12 protein-coding genes are annotated in these 18,440 nt (G+C 45.2%); 7 read left to right on the forward strand and 5 right to left on the reverse strand.

Features of this window, described 5'->3' with window-relative positions:
• Nucleotides 1-123: 123 nt before the first annotated feature.
• Entirely contained in the window at nucleotides 124-273 is a 150-nt protein-coding gene (locus DOE51_RS19150) for a hypothetical protein (protein ID WP_168196397.1), read from the forward strand.
• Between the two features lie 2 nt (nucleotides 274-275).
• Nucleotides 276-1,292 carry a hypothetical protein gene (locus DOE51_RS06180; RefSeq protein WP_142695686.1) on the forward strand — a complete coding sequence of 339 codons (1,017 nt, stop codon included), beginning with the start codon at nucleotides 276-278 and terminating at the stop codon, nucleotides 1,290-1,292.
• Nucleotides 1,293-1,335: 43 nt separating this feature from the next.
• On the opposite strand, the gene DOE51_RS06185 is transcribed toward DOE51_RS06180, so the two are convergent.
• On the reverse strand, nucleotides 1,336-2,568 hold the full coding sequence (locus DOE51_RS06185; protein WP_142695687.1) for a sigma-54 dependent transcriptional regulator: 1,233 nt from the start codon (nucleotides 2,566-2,568) through the stop codon (nucleotides 1,336-1,338).
• 17 nt (nucleotides 2,569-2,585) lie between these two features.
• On the opposite strand from DOE51_RS06185, the gene DOE51_RS06190 reads away from it, so the two are divergent.
• From DOE51_RS06190 to DOE51_RS06200, 3 genes are read left to right on the forward strand one after another with little or no spacing between them, the layout of a single operon-like run.
• A complete protein-coding gene (locus DOE51_RS06190; protein WP_142695688.1) occupies nucleotides 2,586-3,749 on the forward strand; it encodes a hypothetical protein in 1,164 nt (387 codons plus the stop codon).
• Nucleotides 3,749-5,473: a HAMP domain-containing sensor histidine kinase gene (locus DOE51_RS06195; protein WP_168196398.1), complete on the forward strand. Its 1,725-nt coding sequence runs from the start codon at nucleotides 3,749-3,751 to the stop codon at nucleotides 5,471-5,473. The genes DOE51_RS06190 and DOE51_RS06195 overlap by 1 nt, the downstream gene beginning before the upstream one ends.
• Nucleotides 5,448-6,455, forward strand: coding sequence for a hypothetical protein (locus tag DOE51_RS06200; RefSeq protein WP_142695690.1), 1,008 nt, complete (start codon nucleotides 5,448-5,450; stop codon nucleotides 6,453-6,455). The genes DOE51_RS06195 and DOE51_RS06200 overlap by 26 nt, the downstream gene beginning before the upstream one ends.
• 3 nt (nucleotides 6,456-6,458) lie before the next feature.
• Here the strand turns inward: DOE51_RS06200 and DOE51_RS06205 are convergent, their stop codons facing one another.
• Nucleotides 6,459-7,808: a sigma-54 dependent transcriptional regulator gene (locus DOE51_RS06205; protein WP_142695691.1), complete on the reverse strand. Its 1,350-nt coding sequence runs from the start codon at nucleotides 7,806-7,808 to the stop codon at nucleotides 6,459-6,461.
• A gap of 59 nt (nucleotides 7,809-7,867) precedes the next feature.
• Nucleotides 7,868-8,428: a YSC84-related protein gene (locus DOE51_RS06210; RefSeq protein ID WP_142695692.1), complete on the reverse strand. Its 561-nt coding sequence runs from the start codon at nucleotides 8,426-8,428 to the stop codon at nucleotides 7,868-7,870.
• Between the two features lie 184 nt (nucleotides 8,429-8,612).
• Here DOE51_RS06210 and DOE51_RS06215 point away from each other — a divergent pair, with 184 nt between their 5' ends.
• Both DOE51_RS06215 and DOE51_RS06220 read left to right on the forward strand, forming a co-directional pair.
• Nucleotides 8,613-9,362 carry a ParA family protein gene (locus DOE51_RS06215; RefSeq protein WP_142695693.1) on the forward strand — a complete coding sequence of 250 codons (750 nt, stop codon included), beginning with the start codon at nucleotides 8,613-8,615 and terminating at the stop codon, nucleotides 9,360-9,362.
• A gap of 1 nt (nucleotide 9,363) precedes the next feature.
• A complete protein-coding gene (locus tag DOE51_RS06220; RefSeq protein ID WP_142695694.1) occupies nucleotides 9,364-9,858 on the forward strand; it encodes a hypothetical protein in 495 nt (164 codons plus the stop codon).
• On the opposite strand, the gene DOE51_RS06225 is transcribed toward DOE51_RS06220, so the two are convergent.
• Nucleotides 9,855-15,572, reverse strand: coding sequence for a Calx-beta domain-containing protein (locus tag DOE51_RS06225; RefSeq protein WP_142695695.1), 5,718 nt, complete (start codon nucleotides 15,570-15,572; stop codon nucleotides 9,855-9,857). The two genes, DOE51_RS06220 and DOE51_RS06225, sit on opposite strands and share 4 nt — an antisense overlap.
• Nucleotides 15,573-15,812: 240 nt before the next feature.
• Complete coding sequence (locus DOE51_RS06230) at nucleotides 15,813-18,344, reverse strand: sialidase family protein (protein ID WP_142695696.1); 2,532 nt, start codon at nucleotides 18,342-18,344, stop codon at nucleotides 15,813-15,815.
• Nucleotides 18,345-18,440 lie beyond the last annotated feature (96 nt).

An 18,440-nucleotide genomic window follows, 5' to 3' on the forward strand; every position in this document is an offset into this window, starting at 1 on the left:
ATTTCAGCGCTTTTTCATCCTGCCTTCGCATACTTACGCACGAATTGGCGTGGCCCCGTCCTCGCAATACTCCTAAAGCATGAAGCGAGTTTGAATCGCTCATCAAATATCCAAGGAGGATTTATGAAGAAGGTACTCAGCATATTGGCAATCGCAGTTGCCCTGTCGGTCGCAGCATGCGCGCCAGCAGCCAAAGATGAAGGAAGCACAACAACGTCAGATCAAGTGTTTCCAGACAGTCTTAAATTCGTAACACCAGCAGGAGTGAAATAGTCATGAAAGACTTAATTAAAAAACTAGCAGTTCTTGGTATCGCATCTTTAATTAGTAACGCCGCTTTTTCTGCCGCTCCAACTGTTGATAACTATCGTGGTGTGGTTCGCGCAGTGTTGGCAAAATTCGACCGTGACTATTCACGCTTGAACCCGCAAGGGCAACCCGATCCAGGCGCACTGATGATCGTGGAAAAATTCTTGTCCGTCTTCAATGCTTTGAAGATCACCGGACCGGGAGAGTACCACTTCTTCATGACCGAAGCGTCCCCAATGCAGGGATGTTTTCAGGCCGCAGAGGATTGTCAGGAGTTAAAGGTTCTAGTTCGCAACAGTACTCATAGCGGTGATTCAACACTGTTTGGTGCTGCGAACGCCTTCACTTTCGACATCATCGTGTGGTCGAATTCGGGTAATGGCTTTGAAAGATTTTTGCTGGGTCACTACACCCCTGTATTGGGTACAGCTGGCAAAGCGAACATGACAGTGATCTCTTGCAGTGGGTGCTCGACAGTGGGTCATTCACAAATCGAATGGGATGGTACGGGAGTCTTCTATCATCTGCGCTCGACGATGTATGACACGCACATTGAAAACTCGAATGCAGACTCGGGTATTCAAGCAGATGCAGTGTACTCGCCACTGACAGGTCAGATGAAGGTTGCGATCTCTGGTAAGAATGTGTGTGATGTGGCAGCGATTGGTGACTCGATCTGTTCCCAAGGGCCGAACTCTCGCACGACTGGTTATGCAGCGATCCTTCATGCGAATACGATCACTGGTAACGTGTATCTGCAAGGTGTGCAAGGTGCGAATGACAGTGTAACTGTACCGACTCAGGATCCAATGTGCTTGAAGGCCGATGGGACTGAAGATGTGTCAGCAGCTGTATGTCAAGCCGATGCAATTGATAACTTCAATGGTATCACACCGTACTCTGCGAACGATGCACCAGTATCTTTCATCGCAGCAGGCAGCCCATGGCCGATGGCGGAAATCACAGACTCTCCAACTTTCTAAGGATGTTGGAGTAAAAGAAGAGGGAGTCGCAAGACTCTCTCTTTTAGTTTTCAGTGGCTGATTTAAAGTCACTCCATGCAAGAACCGGCTGTTGACTGCTTAAGACAGCAGTTTCAATCAAAGCTTCTAATTCACGATAATTTCCTGGGAAAGAACGTTTCGAAAGTTCTTCGATCACTTGGGGATGAACACTTTGAATTTGTTTGCCATAAAAATTGCCAAGGCGTTTGGCTTCCGCCAATACCAAGATCGGTAAATCTTCTTTGCGAGTGCGTAGGGGAGGTACCACAATCACGTTATCGCTCATGAACTCCCACAAATCCCAGCGGAATTTATTTTTACTCACGCGCATTTCAATTTCTTTTTCGTGAGCTGTTCCAATAATGCGCACATCGGCTTCATAAAAATGAGTACCGCCAGAGCGCTGAGTTTTCTTTTGATTAAAGACGCGCGAGAGCATCCCTTGGCAGCGTTTTTCGATATGATCGATGTCAGAAAGAATCAAACTTCCAAAGTGAGCTTTTTCAACAAGACCTGGGGTGCCGCGAATGCGCACGCCTACTTCCATGCGCTCTTCATTGCCAAAAAGTTGTGGTTCGTGGAATTCACCTGGCACCATTGAGCAATTAAATTGAATAAGGCTGTTTGAACTCCACGGACTGTTGTAGTGAAGAATCTGAGCAATCTCACTTAATTGACTGCCGGGTTCACCTAATATGAGGACGGGTGTACGAACCTTCAGATAGAGCTTAATACTTTTTTGTAACTCTTGAACCTGAGGACTTGCCCCTAACATGCTGGCCAAATGATAGCGAACGTCGAGGTTTTCTTTCAACGCACGATTCTCGGCACTCAATCTTTGATTTTCTTTGCGCAGATGGCGCTTTTCTAAAATCTTATTTACAAGGATTTCCAAAGTGCCCAGTTCAATAGGCTTCAAAAGGTAATCTTCAGCGCCATCTTTCATCGCATTGACTGCTGTTTCAATACTACCAAAGGCGGTCATCATCACTATCGAGACAGTTGGATCTTCTTTTTTTACTTGTTGAACTAATTCAAGACCACTTTCGCCAGCCAAGTTCAGATCCGTGAGCAATAAATCAACATTGGTTCTGCGAATCGCATCCAGGGCTTGGGCAATATTTGAGGCCACGATAGTCCTGTAACCAAAAGTATGAAGCGCCAAACTTAAACTGTCGCGAATGCGAAGTTCATCATCGACGATCAAAATTAACTCTCGACTTTCGCCTGAAGTATTTCCTGACATTGTGCTCATTGTTAAAATTTAGCATAATGAAAAACATTGGAGTACATAATTATATGCTTAAAGCACTTTCCTTTATCTTTGTAGGTGCGGGAATTTTTTCGGCAAGTTTGCTGACATCGTGTCAGAAAAAAACCTCACCTCCTGTTGCTGCACCGACGGTGGTGCCGACAGCTGTGTCCTCGGCAACTCCAACTGCGTCACCATCTCCAACCGCAACTGTGATGCCGCCTGCGTTAGCTAATCTTGTGACTTACAAAAACCAAGTCAGTTATCGTCGCGCCCAAGAGCTGGGATGGAATGATATCCAAGCCGAGTTGCCATTTTATCGTCAGGACGCGATTCACACCCTGAGCAAATCTCAAGCGCTCATTCGTTATGTCTCGGGCAGTGAAGTTGCGATGAAAGAAGATACTTATTTGATCATCGATGATGCTTCTTCTGACAACCCCACAGTGGATCGCGCCGTTATGCGTGCCGGGAAAGTCGAAGGGGAAACTTCTGGCGAGATGTGGATTTTAACATCATCCGCTTTGATCAAAGTTCGCGCCGATAAGAAAACACAGAAAGCTAAAGTCAAAATTCAAATTCAAGAAAAGAAGTCCTTGGATGTCGAGTTGAAATCGGGATTAGGGGAAGTCATTCTTGCCCAAGCTGACAAAGGACAACAAAGCAAATCTGCCGATACGGCCCAAGCTGTCGAACTTAAGACGGATAAGAATGTTTCGTTTCCATTGAAACAAAATGTATCTGAAAATTTTGGATATAAATCTGAATCAACGGATTGGCTTGAGACGGTGAAGGTTATCAAGGAAGCGATTCGTGCGAAACCAACTCCTAAAGTAATTCCAACCGTAGCAAAAGAAACTCCCACCCCAGCGCCGTCGGTAACACCGAGTCCAACGCCAACGGCTTCGGCAACACCGGTGGCTGAAGGTGAGCCCGCTCTTAATATCGCATCACCGGCCTATAAGGCGCGGGTGACTGAAGAAATAGTCAAGTTAACTGGTACAGTGACACCTGCGGGATCGACAGTGACTTTCAATGGTCAATCATGTCCTGTGGATCAAAACTTGCGTTTTACTTGTGACGTTCCGTTGCAGGTTGGCTGGAACTTTTTCATCGTTCAAATGACGACTCCCAATGGAAAATCCATCTTTAAAAAATGGATCCTGACAAGGACTCCACGCTAATGTTGATTCATCTTCGTAGTAAAATTATCGCGCTGGTCTTATTTGCTGTCGTGCTTGCAGTTGCGGGCACAGTTTTTTTTACGACTAAGAATTTCCTGGAAGATAAAAGAAACTATATCACTGATGTGAATTCGGTAGCTTCAGCCCATGCCTCAAAACTTTTAAGTCAGATACTGGAAAACTATCGCAACGAGTTTGAGCATTTAAACGATTTACTACCTCGCGGCGGCAACGCCTTTGCCGAGCGCTTGCAACAAATTGAAGGGCTAGAGCAAGTTCGCATTTACGACGTGAAAAAGAATCTTCTGCTCAGCGCAGGGCGCACCGGCAAAAACGAAGATATGAGCTGGGTCGAAAAAGACATCGAAGTATTTAAAGCGACTGGCAAAGCTCTTTTTAAAACTCCGAATGAAAAATCGTTTTTATTTATTAGCCAAATTGATAACCATGTTTATGCCGCAACCTTTGATAATCGCAGCTTGTTGTCTGGATTCAATCTGGCAAGTGCCCTGAACGTATCGTTGATTAATGGCGATGGTGAAATTCTTGTTGAAAATAAAGAAACGAAAATTTGGTCTGATCCCGCAATTAAAACTTTTGCGGCTGAATTCTTTGCGGCCCATCAAAATCAACAGGTGTGGGCGCGAGTGCTCAGCTTGCAAGAAGGGCCTCGTGTTCTTGTTGCCATCAGCCCCTTGGACGGACTTAAACAAGTGGGTGTGATTGTGTCGGTACCCGATGCGGAATCGGCGCATCTGGCTTCGCAGATTACTCGGAACTCAATTCCGTTTGTTGTAGGCATTTTGATTCTGGTTTCTCTTTTGGCGTTATTGTTTTCTTCGCGTTTAACTCGCTCGCTGGAAGATTTAACGAAGGCAACGTCTTTGATTTCTGGCGGTAACTGGGATGTGCAATTCAGTTATCGTTCCCGTGACGAAGTCGGACAGCTTGGAAAAGCCTTCAGAAAAATGGGTAAAGAGCTTAAGATTCGTGAAGAGGACCTTAGAAAAGCTCATAACAAAGTTTTACGTTCAGAAAAGTTAGCATCCCTGGGTCAGTTCAGCGCCGGCGTCGCGCACGAGATTAAGAATCCTCTGACTTCTATTTTGACGTATGCGCAATTAATCGAACGTAAATTGGGGGTTGAACAAGACAACCCTCATTCTCCTGGGCAGTTCGCGAAATACATTGTCGAAGAAACGTTGCGTGCAAATCGCATCGTGACGGATCTGCTTACTTTTGCTCGTCAGAAAGCTCCGACGTTGACTTCGCAAAACATCGTGGCCTTGACCGAAAGTACTTTGGCTTTGATGGCCCCGCAGTTGGAGACAGCCGCTGTGACGTTACATCGTCAATACGATCCGACAAGCACTTTAATGGTGGCCGTTGATGCCGATCAAATTCGCCAAGTGATGAGTAACTTAATTATGAATTCTTCACAAGCGATGGAAGAGCAGTCTGCTGAAAAAAAAAATATCACGGTCAGCCTAGCACAAGAGAGCGATGAAATGGTGATGAAGATCGCTGATACCGGCCCAGGAATTGCCCCTGAAAATTTGGGAAAAATATTTGAACCTTTCTTTTCCACGAAAGCCACAGGCAAGGGAACGGGCCTAGGACTTTCCATGTGTCATGGAATTATTCAACAGCATCAGGGACAGATTTCTGTAAATTCTAAAGTGGGTGAGGGTGCCGAGTTTGAAATTCGTTTGCCACTGGCTTAGTGCCTTCTTTATTACGTGCCTAGCGGGGCAAACATTTGCAGGGGTAAAAAAACTGTATCCTGGATCTGTATTGATTTCTGGAACCTTGAAGCCATTGACCTTGGCGATCAATGGGCAAAAGGTTTTATCGACGGCGCAAGAAGAAACACTGATCTATATTAACGGTCAGGAGGTCACTTCTGAAAATAAGGACGCGCATCGTTCTGTTTTTTATAAAACCACTGACGATCACCTTGAAATCAAAAGTGCGCAGAAAAAAGTTTTGATTGAAATGGATTTGCCATCTTTAAAAAAATTGAAGAGCAAAGATAACACGTTCGTTGCGACGGTTGCTCCAGAAACGGCTATCCTGAAGGTCGATGATGAAGTTATCCCAGCGGATGGGGCGGATCGAATTGTTTCTAGCGATAGCAATGAAAAAAGCGCGTGGTTTTCCGATGATCACGCCTTGACGATTATTGATCCCGTCAGCAAAGTAGAGCGCGTCTATGTCGCAGAAGTCAGTTATGATCTTCCGGCGCAGGATTTGCAAAGAATCGGCTTTGATTTTTCTGATTCACCGATATCTGCCATCGGCCTTGGAGTTGGAACTGGCTTTTTCTATGATCGCATTTTCAAAAATCATTTGTTGATCGGCGGAAGAGTTGCACTTCCATGGCCGAAGAGTGGTTTTTACGATCCCGACAATGGTTACATCTTGCAAGTGCGTGCGGGTTATCAATTCTTCCGTCAGTCTAATGCACCGAAATCGCCGGTGTGGCTTGAAGCTGGAGTTGGCGGTCAGTATGTCACTTGGAAAGAGGGCGTGATGGGAAGTCCGACTCCTCAGTCACAGAATGCAACGGTGCCATTCTTCTTTATACACACAATTCCCTTGGTGATTAAAGGCATTCAGTTTGGTTACACGATTCAATTTGGCAAGCGTGCCGCCGATTCAATTCCCAATGACGTGAACACGTTAATGGCTATTTACGAATGGTAAAGATTAAGCCGCGAATTTTTTAAGTTTGTATTGAAGGGTCCCGCGAGAGATTTTTAAAATCGCCGCCGCTTGAGTTTGATTGCCGTCAGCTTTTGTCATGGCATCTTCAATAAGTTTACGCTCCAAGCGTTCTAAGCTTTCATCAAGTCCAAATGATTCTTCATTCACGGTATTAATCGCAACAACATTGCTAGGCATTACACCTGTGATTTCCGGTGGCAATAAAGACGAGGGGATAAAGCCTTGACGAGGTCCTAGAACGGCAAGGCGCTCTAGGATATTTTGCAGCTCACGGATATTTCCAGGAAATGAATACGCACACAAAGAAGCCAATAATTCTGGCGGCAATTGCGCTTTAGAATTTGAATTCATGCGAGCTTTTTGCCAGAAGAACTCAATCATCTCTGGAAGGTCTTCTTTGCGTTCAGCCAACGTCGCAAGATTGAAGCTTAAAACATTCAAACGGAAGAACAAGTCTTCACGGAAGCGACCATCTTGAGTCATCGCTTTTAAATCACGATGAGTTGCCGCGACCACGCGTACTTCCGACTTAATTGTTTTCACACCACCTAAGCGCGTGAATTCTTTTTCTTGAAGTACACGCAAGAGTTTCGCTTGCAATGACAGTGGCAGCTCACCAATTTCATCAAGGAATAAAGTACCACCGCGAGCCAATTCAAATTTTCCGGGCTTTGAAGCGACGGCACCAGTGAAGGCACCTTTTTCATGACCAAAAAGTTCAGACTCAATCAGATTTTCATTCAGACTCGCACAGTTGATACCTACAAAGGGCATATCTGCACGAGTGCTCAATTCGTGAATTGATTTCGCCATCACTTCTTTGCCGGTACCACTAGGACCTAATAGTAAAACTGGGGCAGGGGCGTCAGCCACTTTATCGATAAACGCTTTAGCGTTATGCACGAAGTGAGAATTTCCTAAAAGACGCGTGTGATTTTTTTGATTGTCTTTTTCCACAGACAATCGTGCACGCCATTTACGCATATCTAAAACGCGTTGTACGCGATGCTCAAATTCGGGAATTTCAATGGGTTTTAAAAAGTAGTCTTCAGCGCCAAGTCGGATCGCTTGCACGGCTTGGTTGACGTCGCCGAATGCTGTCATCATCATGAACGATGTTTCGGGTGAAACCTCTTTCGCTGATTTGATGAACTCAAGGCCCGTTAAACCTGGCATTTGGTGATCCGTAATCACCAGATCAAAACTGGTTTTTTTCAATAGCTCTAAAGCGACAAGCCCGCTTTCGCAAGTTTGCACTTGATAAGTCCCAGACAGGACCGCCGCTAATGAATTTCGAAGATGAACTTCGTCATCGACAATAAGGATCTGCATTCCGTTCTTTTCGTCATTTTTTGACAACTTCTAAACGGGATTGGACCTCGGTCCAGCAGTTAATTCAAATCACTGTCTTTGTAGTATTTGGTGCCTTTGATGGTTGCTTCCGCGGCAAGCCCCGCGTCGGTCAGTTGATACAACCACACTCCAGGGGACACTGACATAGCCCCTTGGTAGGCGGCACCTTTGCCGCCCTCGGTCGCTGCTGCCGTCGCTTGTGCTCCTGCTTCCCAACCGGAGTTAATGAAGTCGTTCAGTTTCTTTTGATCTTCAAAAACAAAGATCACTCTGAATTTTTTCACTCCCAAGCCCAAGCCAGCTTGAACCTCTACCATCTTCATAAAGGTTTCTTTTTTAGTGCTTTGATTGTAAGCAATTCCTTTTCCAGATCCTCCTCCGGCAAAGAAGATCTTCATACCGAAATTGCTGAAGACGGCATAGCCAGCGGCGGATTTTATCAGAGCTTTGGCCGATGGTTGAGCCTTATAAAGCTGTGCAAGAATGTCTTTCGTGTTCTTGCGAATTTCTTGTTGTTGCTTAGCCTTGTCGGAAGCAAAGCAGAGAGTGGAAATAAAGAGCGTCACAATCAAGGCTGAGGTGATTTTCAATGTAGTCATGCTTCGAATATCCCGCAGAAAACGAGGACTCAAAAGAACATTGTCGCTTCCGTGATGTCTTACAGAGGATGTTGTGCGACCTAGACCTTTGTCTTGAATAATGCCTCAAGTCTATCTCAATTGTTCTCAAGTAAGAAAACCTGGCCTAAAGTAGGGAGCATTATTTCATCCGGAGGATTCATCCATGGGCAGTGTTGTTTCATTTATCAATCAAAAAGGTGGCGTTGCTAAAACAACGACAGCAATCAATGTCTCTGCACAATGGGCGCAAGAGGGTAAGAAAATCCTTTTGATCGACTTGGATCCGCAATCATCAGCAACGCGTGCGATCTTTGGTGATGTTGAATTTGAAAACACAATCTATGATGTATTGACGGGCGAGTTGGAAGCCCAAGATGCCATCGTTGCTTCGGAAGCTTTTGGTATCGACGTCATTCCTGCTGAAATCATGTTAAGCGGTATTGAAATTCACATGGCGACTAAATTCGGTCGCGAAAGCATTTTGAAAAGAGCATTGGCCGAAGTGAAAGAAAACTACGATATCGTGGTGATCGACTGTTCGCCATCATTAGGTCTTTTGACGGTGAACGCGTTGATTGCTTCTAAAGATATCGTGATCCCAATCTGTCCAGAGTATTTCTCTTTAAAAGGCATCGATTTGATTTTGGATACTTTGAAGCACATTCACACAGGCTTGGGACATAAAATTGAGGTGCGTGGTATTATCATTTCTAAATATCGCAATCGTCGTATCGTTGAAAAAGTGATCAACGATTTGCGCACGATCTACACAATTCCAGTATTCAATAACTACATCCCTGAATCGATCGTCGTCGAAGAAGCCCATCACAATCATTTGCCGATGTTGGAATACTCACCAAAAAATCCAGCAGGTTTGGCTTTGGCAAATCTTGCAGCGGAAATGTGGATCTGATTTGAGTAACGTAAATCCGCTCTTCGTAGATTCAACGAAACCCATTGGTGATAAAGTTGTCACCAATGTGGAGCTTTTGCATGTGACTTTACAGTCAGGTGAATCGTTGTTCTTTGAACTGACGGATGAATTTGGTTTCGTGCAAAGATTCGCAATGAAGCTTCTTGAAACCAAAAAGTCTGCGAAGTACACCGCAGAAGTTTGGCTTAAGTATCAACATCAAATTCAGTATCGTTTTTTGATTGTTGCTGAAGGCGTTGAAACACAGACTTCAGCAACGCGCGAAGTTTGCGTCGGCCATATCATTTCCGAAAAGTGGGAGCCTTGCACAGAGCCGCAGTTAATAAAAACGACGAAAGCCAAACGAGCCAAACCTAAATCGCCAGCGACGGCGGATAAGAACGCAGCTCCGACTATTAAAGCCAAGTCGGCGAAACCCTTATATGAGCCGCACTTGGTGGATCAAATTAAGTCTTTGTTTGACGACTTACTTTAATTTGGAATCGGCAGAACGGATACCGGCGCTAATCTGAAAGATTTTGCAGCTCTTCCGAATTGACCATAATCATCAAGGCCCGCTCCGTACCAATCTGTCCCAACTTTAATAAAGATTTTGCTCGAGCCAATAGAGATATCTGAATAAGCTCCTAGGGCCGCAAAGCCCGATGGCGCGATCGGTGTATAATAAGTTGTAGTCGCTAAACTTCCAACACCCATTTGACCATAGACATTGTCACCCCAGCATTTTAAGGACCCAGAATCTGTAACGCAATAGTTCCAGTTATTTCCTTTAAGTGACGTGACATTTGTAAGTCCTGAAACTGCTGTTGGAACTAATTTCGCACCAGAACCTGAACCGTGGGAAGTACCCCAACATGTTACAGTGTTATTGGCGAGTAGGGCGCAAGTCCCGCTTCCCGTTGAAGCAATTGCTACAGCTGTGGTAATTCCAGAAACTTGTGTATGCGTCAGACGTTCAACGTTGTCATTCTGACCAAGTTGTCCTGAACCGTTAAAGCCCGCACACCAAACAGTGCCGTCACTTTTTAGAATACACGTATGATAGGCGCCTGGTGCGATTTGAATGACGTCTGTACCGACTGCGGTGATTTTAAACGGAACTTTTTGCACCGTTTTATTTCCGGTCCCAAGCGCGCCGTAATCATTCAATCCCCAACAATAAGCTTCGCCAGACTTTACGGCACAGTTTGCTTCACTGAACGAGTAAGTTGCAATCGAAGTAACCCCTGAAGACATGCCCGTTGGCGTAATCGGATTTCCGCTGTTCGCCGTTGAATTGACGCCGCGATTGTTACCACTGCCGATGCACGCCACTGAGCCTGACGTATTCAGACTGCAAGCCCCGTGATCATTTATGATGACGCTTACAATATTCGACGTGGAATTTTTAACTTCCGTAGGAACTTGATAAATCATGTCCGTTAATAAATTACCGACGCGATTGTATGTGTTATCACCCCAACACTTCATTCCGCCATTGAAGATTCCACACATTCCATAGCCGCCAATCGCTAGTACATTGGCACCATTCGCACCTGAAAACATCGTGCCTTTAATCGGCGAGCTGATAGCTGGGTCGTAACCGTCGCCTAAATTTCCCATGCCTCCATACCCTGTGCAATAAGCTTGGCCGGAACGAATGAAGCATGTCGTATCGCCTTCTTGGTTGCCCGTGACATAAGTGACATTGGCTTCGGCGCCGATGACTTGCTGAAGAACTGGATTTGTTTTGCTGCCAGCGACGTTGTTGCCAAGACCGCCATAATCATTTCGACCTCGGCATTTCAGATTGCCATTGACGATACCGCAAAGGTTATAAACATAACTCATTTGTGATGCGTTTTTAAATTCTGGAAGCAGGGTAGGCAGCTCTTCAGCGTCCGTGACTGGCGACAAAATTTCGCCATCGCTGTTGTTACCAAAGCAATAGACATCACCCAAACTATTTTTAGCACAAGTACCATACGTGCCAGCCCAGAAGTCCACGACAGTGCCGATACCATTAACAGCAGTTGGCGTACTTATACCTGTCGTTTGAGTCCCTTGACCCAACTCACCTTGAGTATTTTTACCCCAGCAATACATAATTCCTGTCTTCAATGCACAGACATGATTCCAACCTGCGGAAATTTTGGAAACGCCTGAATCCATTGGTGCAGGAACAGCCAATGGCACAAGTGCATTTCCAACTTTAAGGGTGGCGTTTGGATCTTTACCAAGAGTATACAGTTGATCCGTACCCCAGCAATAGACGGCACCATCTTTGATCGCGCACATGTAATTGTAGCCAATGCCAACATCCGTCACACCAGAAGTCATACCCGTAACTATTTTTGGAATGCTGTTACTTGCGCCGGAACCGTTACCTAAAATACCATCGCCAAAAGTTGCGTGAGAACCCATGCCCCAGCAGTACAAAGCTCCGCCAGCTGTAATCGCGCAGGTATCTTCGTAACCAATTTTAATTTTAGTAACATCGGTAGTGCTAGTTGCAACAGTAACAAGTGTCGGAGATGGAATGGAGTTTTTAACATTCAGTCCCGTTTGGTAGTAATTGGATTTACCCCAGCAATAAACTTTTTTTGCTGTCGTTAAAGCACATGTATGAGCTGAGCCAGTTTCAATACTGACGACCTCGGTTCCCGCAGTGAAATCATTATCATTAATATAAACAGTAGCACTACTTGAATACAAAGTCGCACCTGTAGCGCTTGTTAGTTTGATCGGCACGCGTCTGTAAATTTCATCAGTCGCATTATCAACGGTATTGATTTGACCGAAGTCAACGTACGTATCACCAGAAGGGATTATCGCGGTTCCACTTGTTGCAGAAGTTGTATAGTCGGTTCCCTGAACAGCGCAATCGCTGCCCACACATGTATCCATACTCCAGTTGATAGAGACATCGCCTTTATCCGTCGGCGTTGATAGACTTGCACGGAACGATGAAGAAGCCCCTTCGGTTACGAAAATATCTTGAATCGTCACAAGAGGTGGATCGTCATCATCTGTGATCGTGACGGTATGCTGAGTGTTTGCACCCAAATAAGCCCCGGTCGGGGAGCCTAAAGTCATTCTGAACGTTTCATCGTATTCATCACGAATGTCATCATTAATGGGAATTGATATTGCGACAGAAGTTGAACCGGCGGGAATCGTGACGGTGCCATTTGTGCCCACGAAGTCTGTACCGATAGTTGCAGGATAAGTTCCCACGGCGGTGAAAGTATATGGTGCAGAAACCGCAATATCAGCCGCAGCCGCAATCGAAACATAAACTTTATGAGTCGGGCTGTCGTATTCAGAAATAGAACTTGTCGTCACCGTAAACTGGATATCCGGAGAATCTTTGGTCCAAGTTTTTGTTGTCGCACTGGCGTATGTCTGCCAATTTCCAGCAGAGTCTTTACCAACCACACACAAAGTGATGCTGCCATCACTGAGCCCCGAAATATTATCTGTGATATTTACGCTGGCATTAGTTTCCGCAGAATATCCCGTTGCGCTTGAGCACGTTGTCGAAGCTGTTAAACCCAATTTGTATTTGAACGTAATGACGTCAGTTCCCGCGACGTCGATGTTCATCGCATATTTTGCGCTTGTTCCAGTCGGGAAGCCGGTCACTGTCGCAGTCGGAGGAGTGTTATCAAAGGTCACAGCATTTGAAGTCGCCATCGCACTGACATTGCCAGCCAAATCTTTGACCCACGCATAAAGTGTTTTCGAATTATTTGTTGTTGTGACCGTAAATGTCGCAGGTAGTGTCGCACCCGCAGTCCACGCACAAGAAGCAACTGTTGTGCTGTTTTCAAGGATACACCACGACGTTGGAGATCCACCCACTGTCGTCGTTAAATTATAAATATTCGAGTTCGTAGGCGTGGTGTTTGTCACCGTAAACACACTGATCGTTGGTGCTGTCGTATCAATGACGATATTTTTTGAACCACCTAAAGAACCTGCGCCGCCCAAAGCGGGCAAAGTAATCGCTGCACCATTGCCAGCTAGATCGGCAATGGTTCCTGCCCCTAAACTCAATGCGGCAGTTGAAAGGTATTCAAGATCTGCGGAAGTATCCGTTGCCTGCACGGTATAGACAAAATTTAACGTGTTCGTTGCAGATCCTGTTGTATAAATGGCTGATCTGTTTGTCGGCGTTGTATTTAAAGCAAGCGATGGAGATCCCGTGACATTCACGACCTCAGAAAAAGTCATCTGAATATCGATAAGATCGCCTGCTTTATATGATCCATTAGCAGTACTTGAAGTCACAGCTAAAATTGTCGGAGCCTGCGTATCAATTGTGATAGAGTCAGAACACGAAGAATCAACGGTATTCGAAGCATTATCGATCGAAGTGATTTTGTAAGTGTAAGTGCCACCATGGACACCCGTAAAACTTTGCGATGTCGTCGCAGATGATAAAGCAAGCAACGAGCCCGTTGCACTCGTACAAGTCGCATCTGAATAGAATTGAATTTTTTGTGAAGCAAGAGCTGCGGACGGGGACTTCGTCCAGGTCGCAACTAACGCTGTTGTATTTGCAGGATTGCTTTGCTGCCATACCAAGTTCGATGAATTATCCGGAGCCGCTGTATTGTATTCAACCGTGTGATCCGTGCTTGTGGAAGCAGTGTTGGTATTTCCAGCCAAATCCGTAACAACACCAGCAGCGATGGATGGAATCAAAGTTCCGTTGCCTGCGGCAGTCGCCTTTAAGCTCCATACTTTATTGTTCGATGTCGTTAAATTCCAGACGATTGACGTTGCGGTACCACTTTGCGTGATATCAGCGACTGTAAATGAACTTGGTTCAATCACTTCACTAAACGTGATTGTGAACTCAATAGGTAAAGTATTCGTTGGGTCTGCCTGGCCAGCCTTTTGATTGATCGTCAAAGTTGGTTTGATAGAGTCGTAAAGAACACTGCGATCAGCACTATTGGCAGCCTGATTGAAGTTGCCCGAAACATCGCTGACTTCACCTGCATTAATTTGCGGAATCACTGTGCCGTCGCCAGTGATCGCTGTCGCTTTTAAAGACCACGTGACGTTATCTGAAGTTGCAAGACTCCAAGTAATCCCAGTTGCCGAACCCGTTTGTTGAATAGCTGCAGTCGTAAAAGTACCTGGCACAATCGGTTTATTAAAGAGGACTGTGAATTCAACCGGCGTGTTAGTTGCTGGATCAAGTTGTGTCAGTGCTTGATTTAGTGAAAGAGTCAAAGGTGTGTCATCAAAATGCCAATCATAGTGAGTGGCAAGATTGTAGGGCTGCCAAAGATTGTGACTTTCTTTCCCCACAACACACAGGCGAAGATTTTGATTTGTATAAGAAGATAGGGCATTCGTGATATGCGTCGCAACTGCGATCTCTGAAGAATAATCAGCGGAATCGCTGCAATCCGTGGAGCTCTGAAGTCCAAGTTTGTATTTATAGGCCGTCACATCAGTACCACTGACTGTGACATTCAAAGACGAGATATTGCTATTGCTTGTTGGTAGCCCACCCAAGGTTGCCGCGACTTCGACACCCAAGCCCCACAGTTGAACGCTTTTTGAACTATCAACATCGGGAGTTTTATAAGTGGCATTGAAGTTTAAATTATGCGAAGCAGGTTCTGTCGGCGCATAAGTTAAAACCATCGTACACGATTCGCCACCAGCCAATGTGTTTGCGCAAGTTCCGCCACTTCCAGGAAAGCTTCCGCCTTTGAAGGCGAAAGGCGCAGTCAAAGAATCCCACGCAATACTTTCTGCCGTCGCTTCGCCAGAATTTGTAACCGTCAACGTTCGTTCAATATTGCCATCTTTTAGAACTGCACCGAAGTTTAAGTCGCTGGCAGTCAGAAGAGCTTTGGTTGTTGTGTCGCGAACATGCAATTGGATTTTGAACGCCTCAAGATTTACGAAGTCGGAGCTTTCGAAAGTAAGTACGAAGTTCTGATCACCTTCGACATTGCCGTTACGTTTAACTTCAATAGGGAAACTAATTGAATTCGTACCTGGGGCGATCATCACCACGCCAGACGAATATAAGAAATAGCCGTTTGCATTTTCGATGTGCCATTGAAGTTTTGAAACAGCGTTATTAAGCTTGTCGCTATTTTCAACAAGCAGAGTGATTTGCAAAGCACTACCTTCGTCGATCACAAGCGAAGTGCCATCTTCCGACGGTGTCAGTTTCATTTTAAAGGCGGAAGTATCAACTGCAGACGGGCTTAACTGTGCATCGAGGGAACAGCCAAAGCAGGCCCAAAGCACGAGCAGAAACGAGATATTTTTAATGCGTGAGTATAGTACGTCCAAATTCACGCTTACTTATCGGGAGATCATTCAGTACATGTTAGCTTTTTATTAAGAATCTGTGTCTTATTTTGTCGCTAAATGAGTTTTTACTCATATCACCGGACTCACTTTTGTGAGCGGCTAGTGATTTATTGAAATGGTTTTCATAAGTTCAACCGTACCTTTTTTTGCCTCGGCAAATCGAACCTGAAGTCCCACGGTCGTTGGTGATAATTGTACAAGACCAACTGTCTGAGAGTAGTAGATAAATCCTCGGCCTTGAGGGACAGCCTTGTCGGTAATATCGTTAATTAAAAGCCAACTTGAATCCGGCTGAAGTTTCTTAAGCTGATTATCTGTCGTCAGCACAAAGACTTTGTCGTCAGTTGTAATAAGAATATCTTGTATATTTCCAGTGCTTGGCAGAGCCGACCATGACGTTCCACCATCCGTACTTTTTAAAATTTGTGCGAGCTGTTGTAAATAAACGGCTCCTGACGAATCAAAACCGATTTTCACATAAGGATTGTCAGTCGTGTTGGATTCACGAAGAACCTCTGTCCAAGTCACACCACCATCTGTGGATTTATAAAGAGCTCTTTCCGGTTGAGAGGAAGTATTAGATTCTTTGGACGAAAGCCAAAGTGTATTGTTACTACTGACCGTAAAGTCGACCAAGCTGAAGCCTTTGTAGGCACCATTTAATGGGAAGGTTTTTACTGTGCTCCAATTTTCACCGCCGACGTCACCTTTGCGAATTTCAACACCATAGGTGTTAGTCCCCACATTATAAAAGGCTGCGCCATGATAGGGGATATTGTTTTTATCCACGACCAAGCGACCCTTGCTCATCCAACTGACCGGTTCGGCGGGATAGGTTGGATGAACATAGTTTTCTTTCGTTGACCAGGTTTGCCCATTGTCGGAACTTTTGCGAATGATAGAAGTAAAGCTCGTCTCACCAATTCCAAAAACAAAGATATTGCCCAGTTGATCGTAAGCGACGTCATAAGTTGTAAGTTGATCACTCGGATCTGTGAATAGATCTGGATATATCCACGTCTTACCCTTGTCAGAACTCATGCCGGTGAACCAAGGATGGTTTGTCGTCGTTTTACTATAGTCGTTTGCAAAACCGATGGTAAAATAATTTCCAGAAGGCAGAACTAAAAATTTACTGATCTCGTTATAAAATTTTTCTGTGTATATGATATAGTCTTTTGCGACCCAAGTTGCACCACCATCATTCGATGTAAAGTGAGTCGCGTTGTCCTTGGCTGAGTTAATTGAATGAATGTCACCGGCATTATCTTTGAAAAGAAGGCAGCCATCTGCAAATTTTCCTGAGGTAACGGTGGCGACCGACCAAGTGGTGCCTCCATCTGTGCTGCGCGCAACTTTCACATCGCTGGGTCCGAATCCGGGAGGGTGGTAAGTTCCCATCGCCACAATAGTGCCATTGCTAAGGATTTCTAGTTCACCGGCATCGGTGCGAGAACCATAGTCAAAAACATTGCTCCAACTGACGCCGCCATTTGTTGTTTTTTTGATATTCCAGGTATTGCCAAATCTGGAATTTAAGAAAGCCGTATTGCTATCGACAATCGTGAGCTCTCCAAAAGTTTGATAATTGGTCGCGTTGGCGCTTCCAAAATTCACATTCATATCAACGAAATTCCACGCACCAGAGAATGTCCCTTTTAACAGAATGGCATTTGCAGGAGCAGGGGTTGTTCCAATCATCCAAATAGTATTGTCCGGAGCCACCTTCGCGTGCATGATGCCGACATTATACCCGCCGGGAATTTCTTGAGCATAAATATTGGACCATGTTTGGCCTTGATCGCGGCTTTCTCTTAAGATGCCACGAGGATTTCCACCACTTCCCAAACGATCAAATCCACCGGCATATAAATATCCCGTCGTAGGGGACACTGAAAGAGTTTGGCAAACACTATCATCAGCATCTGAATCTAAAGCGACTGTTGTCCAAGTAGTGCCGCCATCAGTGGATCTTCTTACCACCCAATAAGCCGTTCCTGCACCGTCGCTGTCCCATTGATAGCCGCAGTAGTAGGCGTTATTTCCCTGACTTGTCATAGCCAAAATATGCGCTTCACCATTATCGTAAGGCTGATAGTTATCAACGATCGACCATGTGGACCCGTTGTTGGTGCTGCGATAAATAGCGGTCCATTCCCAGCCGCCTGCTGAGTCAATATACGTGCTACCAAATAACATCGTGCCGTTGGCTAACTTAGTTCCAGCCTCGGGATAGTTTTGATCGCCATAAGTTTGAGGAGTTTCCATAATGAAAGACTCATCAAGGCCGTCAATTTTAATAGGAATATTCTGGGTGCCACCGTCTTCATTAGTTGCAAGAAGCTGCACCGTTCGCGAGTTCAGATTTTTCGGAATAATTAAAGAGTTGGTGTTTGAGTCATAGTATCCATCGGGACTTGAGAAAGTGATGCCTGCAACTTCGGAAGGATTGAACATTGAGGTTAGTGATAGTGATTCACCAGAATAAATATTAGTTTGGGATGGCACGAGGCTTGGTACCGTCTTGTCGACTTTGGAATTAAGCTCTTCAAGAATATTTGCATCAATCTGACAGGCGGTCAGAAGAGCGGCTGCGATACAGGAAAGTGCGAAGCGCCAAAATTGGTTCATACCTCATTATCGGAGTGAACCGCAGTGGTTTGAAACGATCATCCACAAAATTCTTCCAAAGTGTGGCTCGTACGACAGCCATGTCGCGAAGTTAAA

Origin of the sequence: Bdellovibrio sp. NC01 (assembly GCF_006874625.1) — a bacterium.
Lineage (GTDB): Bacteria > Bdellovibrionota > Bdellovibrionia > Bdellovibrionales > Bdellovibrionaceae > Bdellovibrio.

Excerpts from the sequence above, each read along its gene's own strand:
- DOE51_RS19150 (WP_168196397.1), top strand. The coding sequence starts at position 124 with ATGAAGAAGGTACTCAGCATATTGGCAATCGCAGTTGCCCTGTCGGTC.
- DOE51_RS06180 (WP_142695686.1), top strand. The coding sequence starts at position 276 with ATGAAAGACTTAATTAAAAAACTAGCAGTTCTTGGTATCGCATCTTTA.
- DOE51_RS06185 (WP_142695687.1), bottom strand. The coding sequence starts at position 2,568 with ATGAGCACAATGTCAGGAAATACTTCAGGCGAAAGTCGAGAGTTAATT.
- DOE51_RS06190 (WP_142695688.1), top strand. The coding sequence starts at position 2,586 with ATGAAAAACATTGGAGTACATAATTATATGCTTAAAGCACTTTCCTTT.
- DOE51_RS06195 (WP_168196398.1), top strand. The coding sequence starts at position 3,749 with ATGTTGATTCATCTTCGTAGTAAAATTATCGCGCTGGTCTTATTTGCT.
- DOE51_RS06205 (WP_142695691.1), bottom strand. The coding sequence starts at position 7,808 with ATGCAGATCCTTATTGTCGATGACGAAGTTCATCTTCGAAATTCATTA.
- DOE51_RS06210 (WP_142695692.1), bottom strand. The coding sequence starts at position 8,428 with ATGACTACATTGAAAATCACCTCAGCCTTGATTGTGACGCTCTTTATT.
- DOE51_RS06215 (WP_142695693.1), top strand. The coding sequence starts at position 8,613 with ATGGGCAGTGTTGTTTCATTTATCAATCAAAAAGGTGGCGTTGCTAAA.
- DOE51_RS06225 (WP_142695695.1), bottom strand. The coding sequence starts at position 15,572 with ATGAAACTGACACCGTCGGAAGATGGCACTTCGCTTGTGATCGACGAA.
- DOE51_RS06230 (WP_142695696.1), bottom strand. The coding sequence starts at position 18,344 with ATGAACCAATTTTGGCGCTTCGCACTTTCCTGTATCGCAGCCGCTCTT.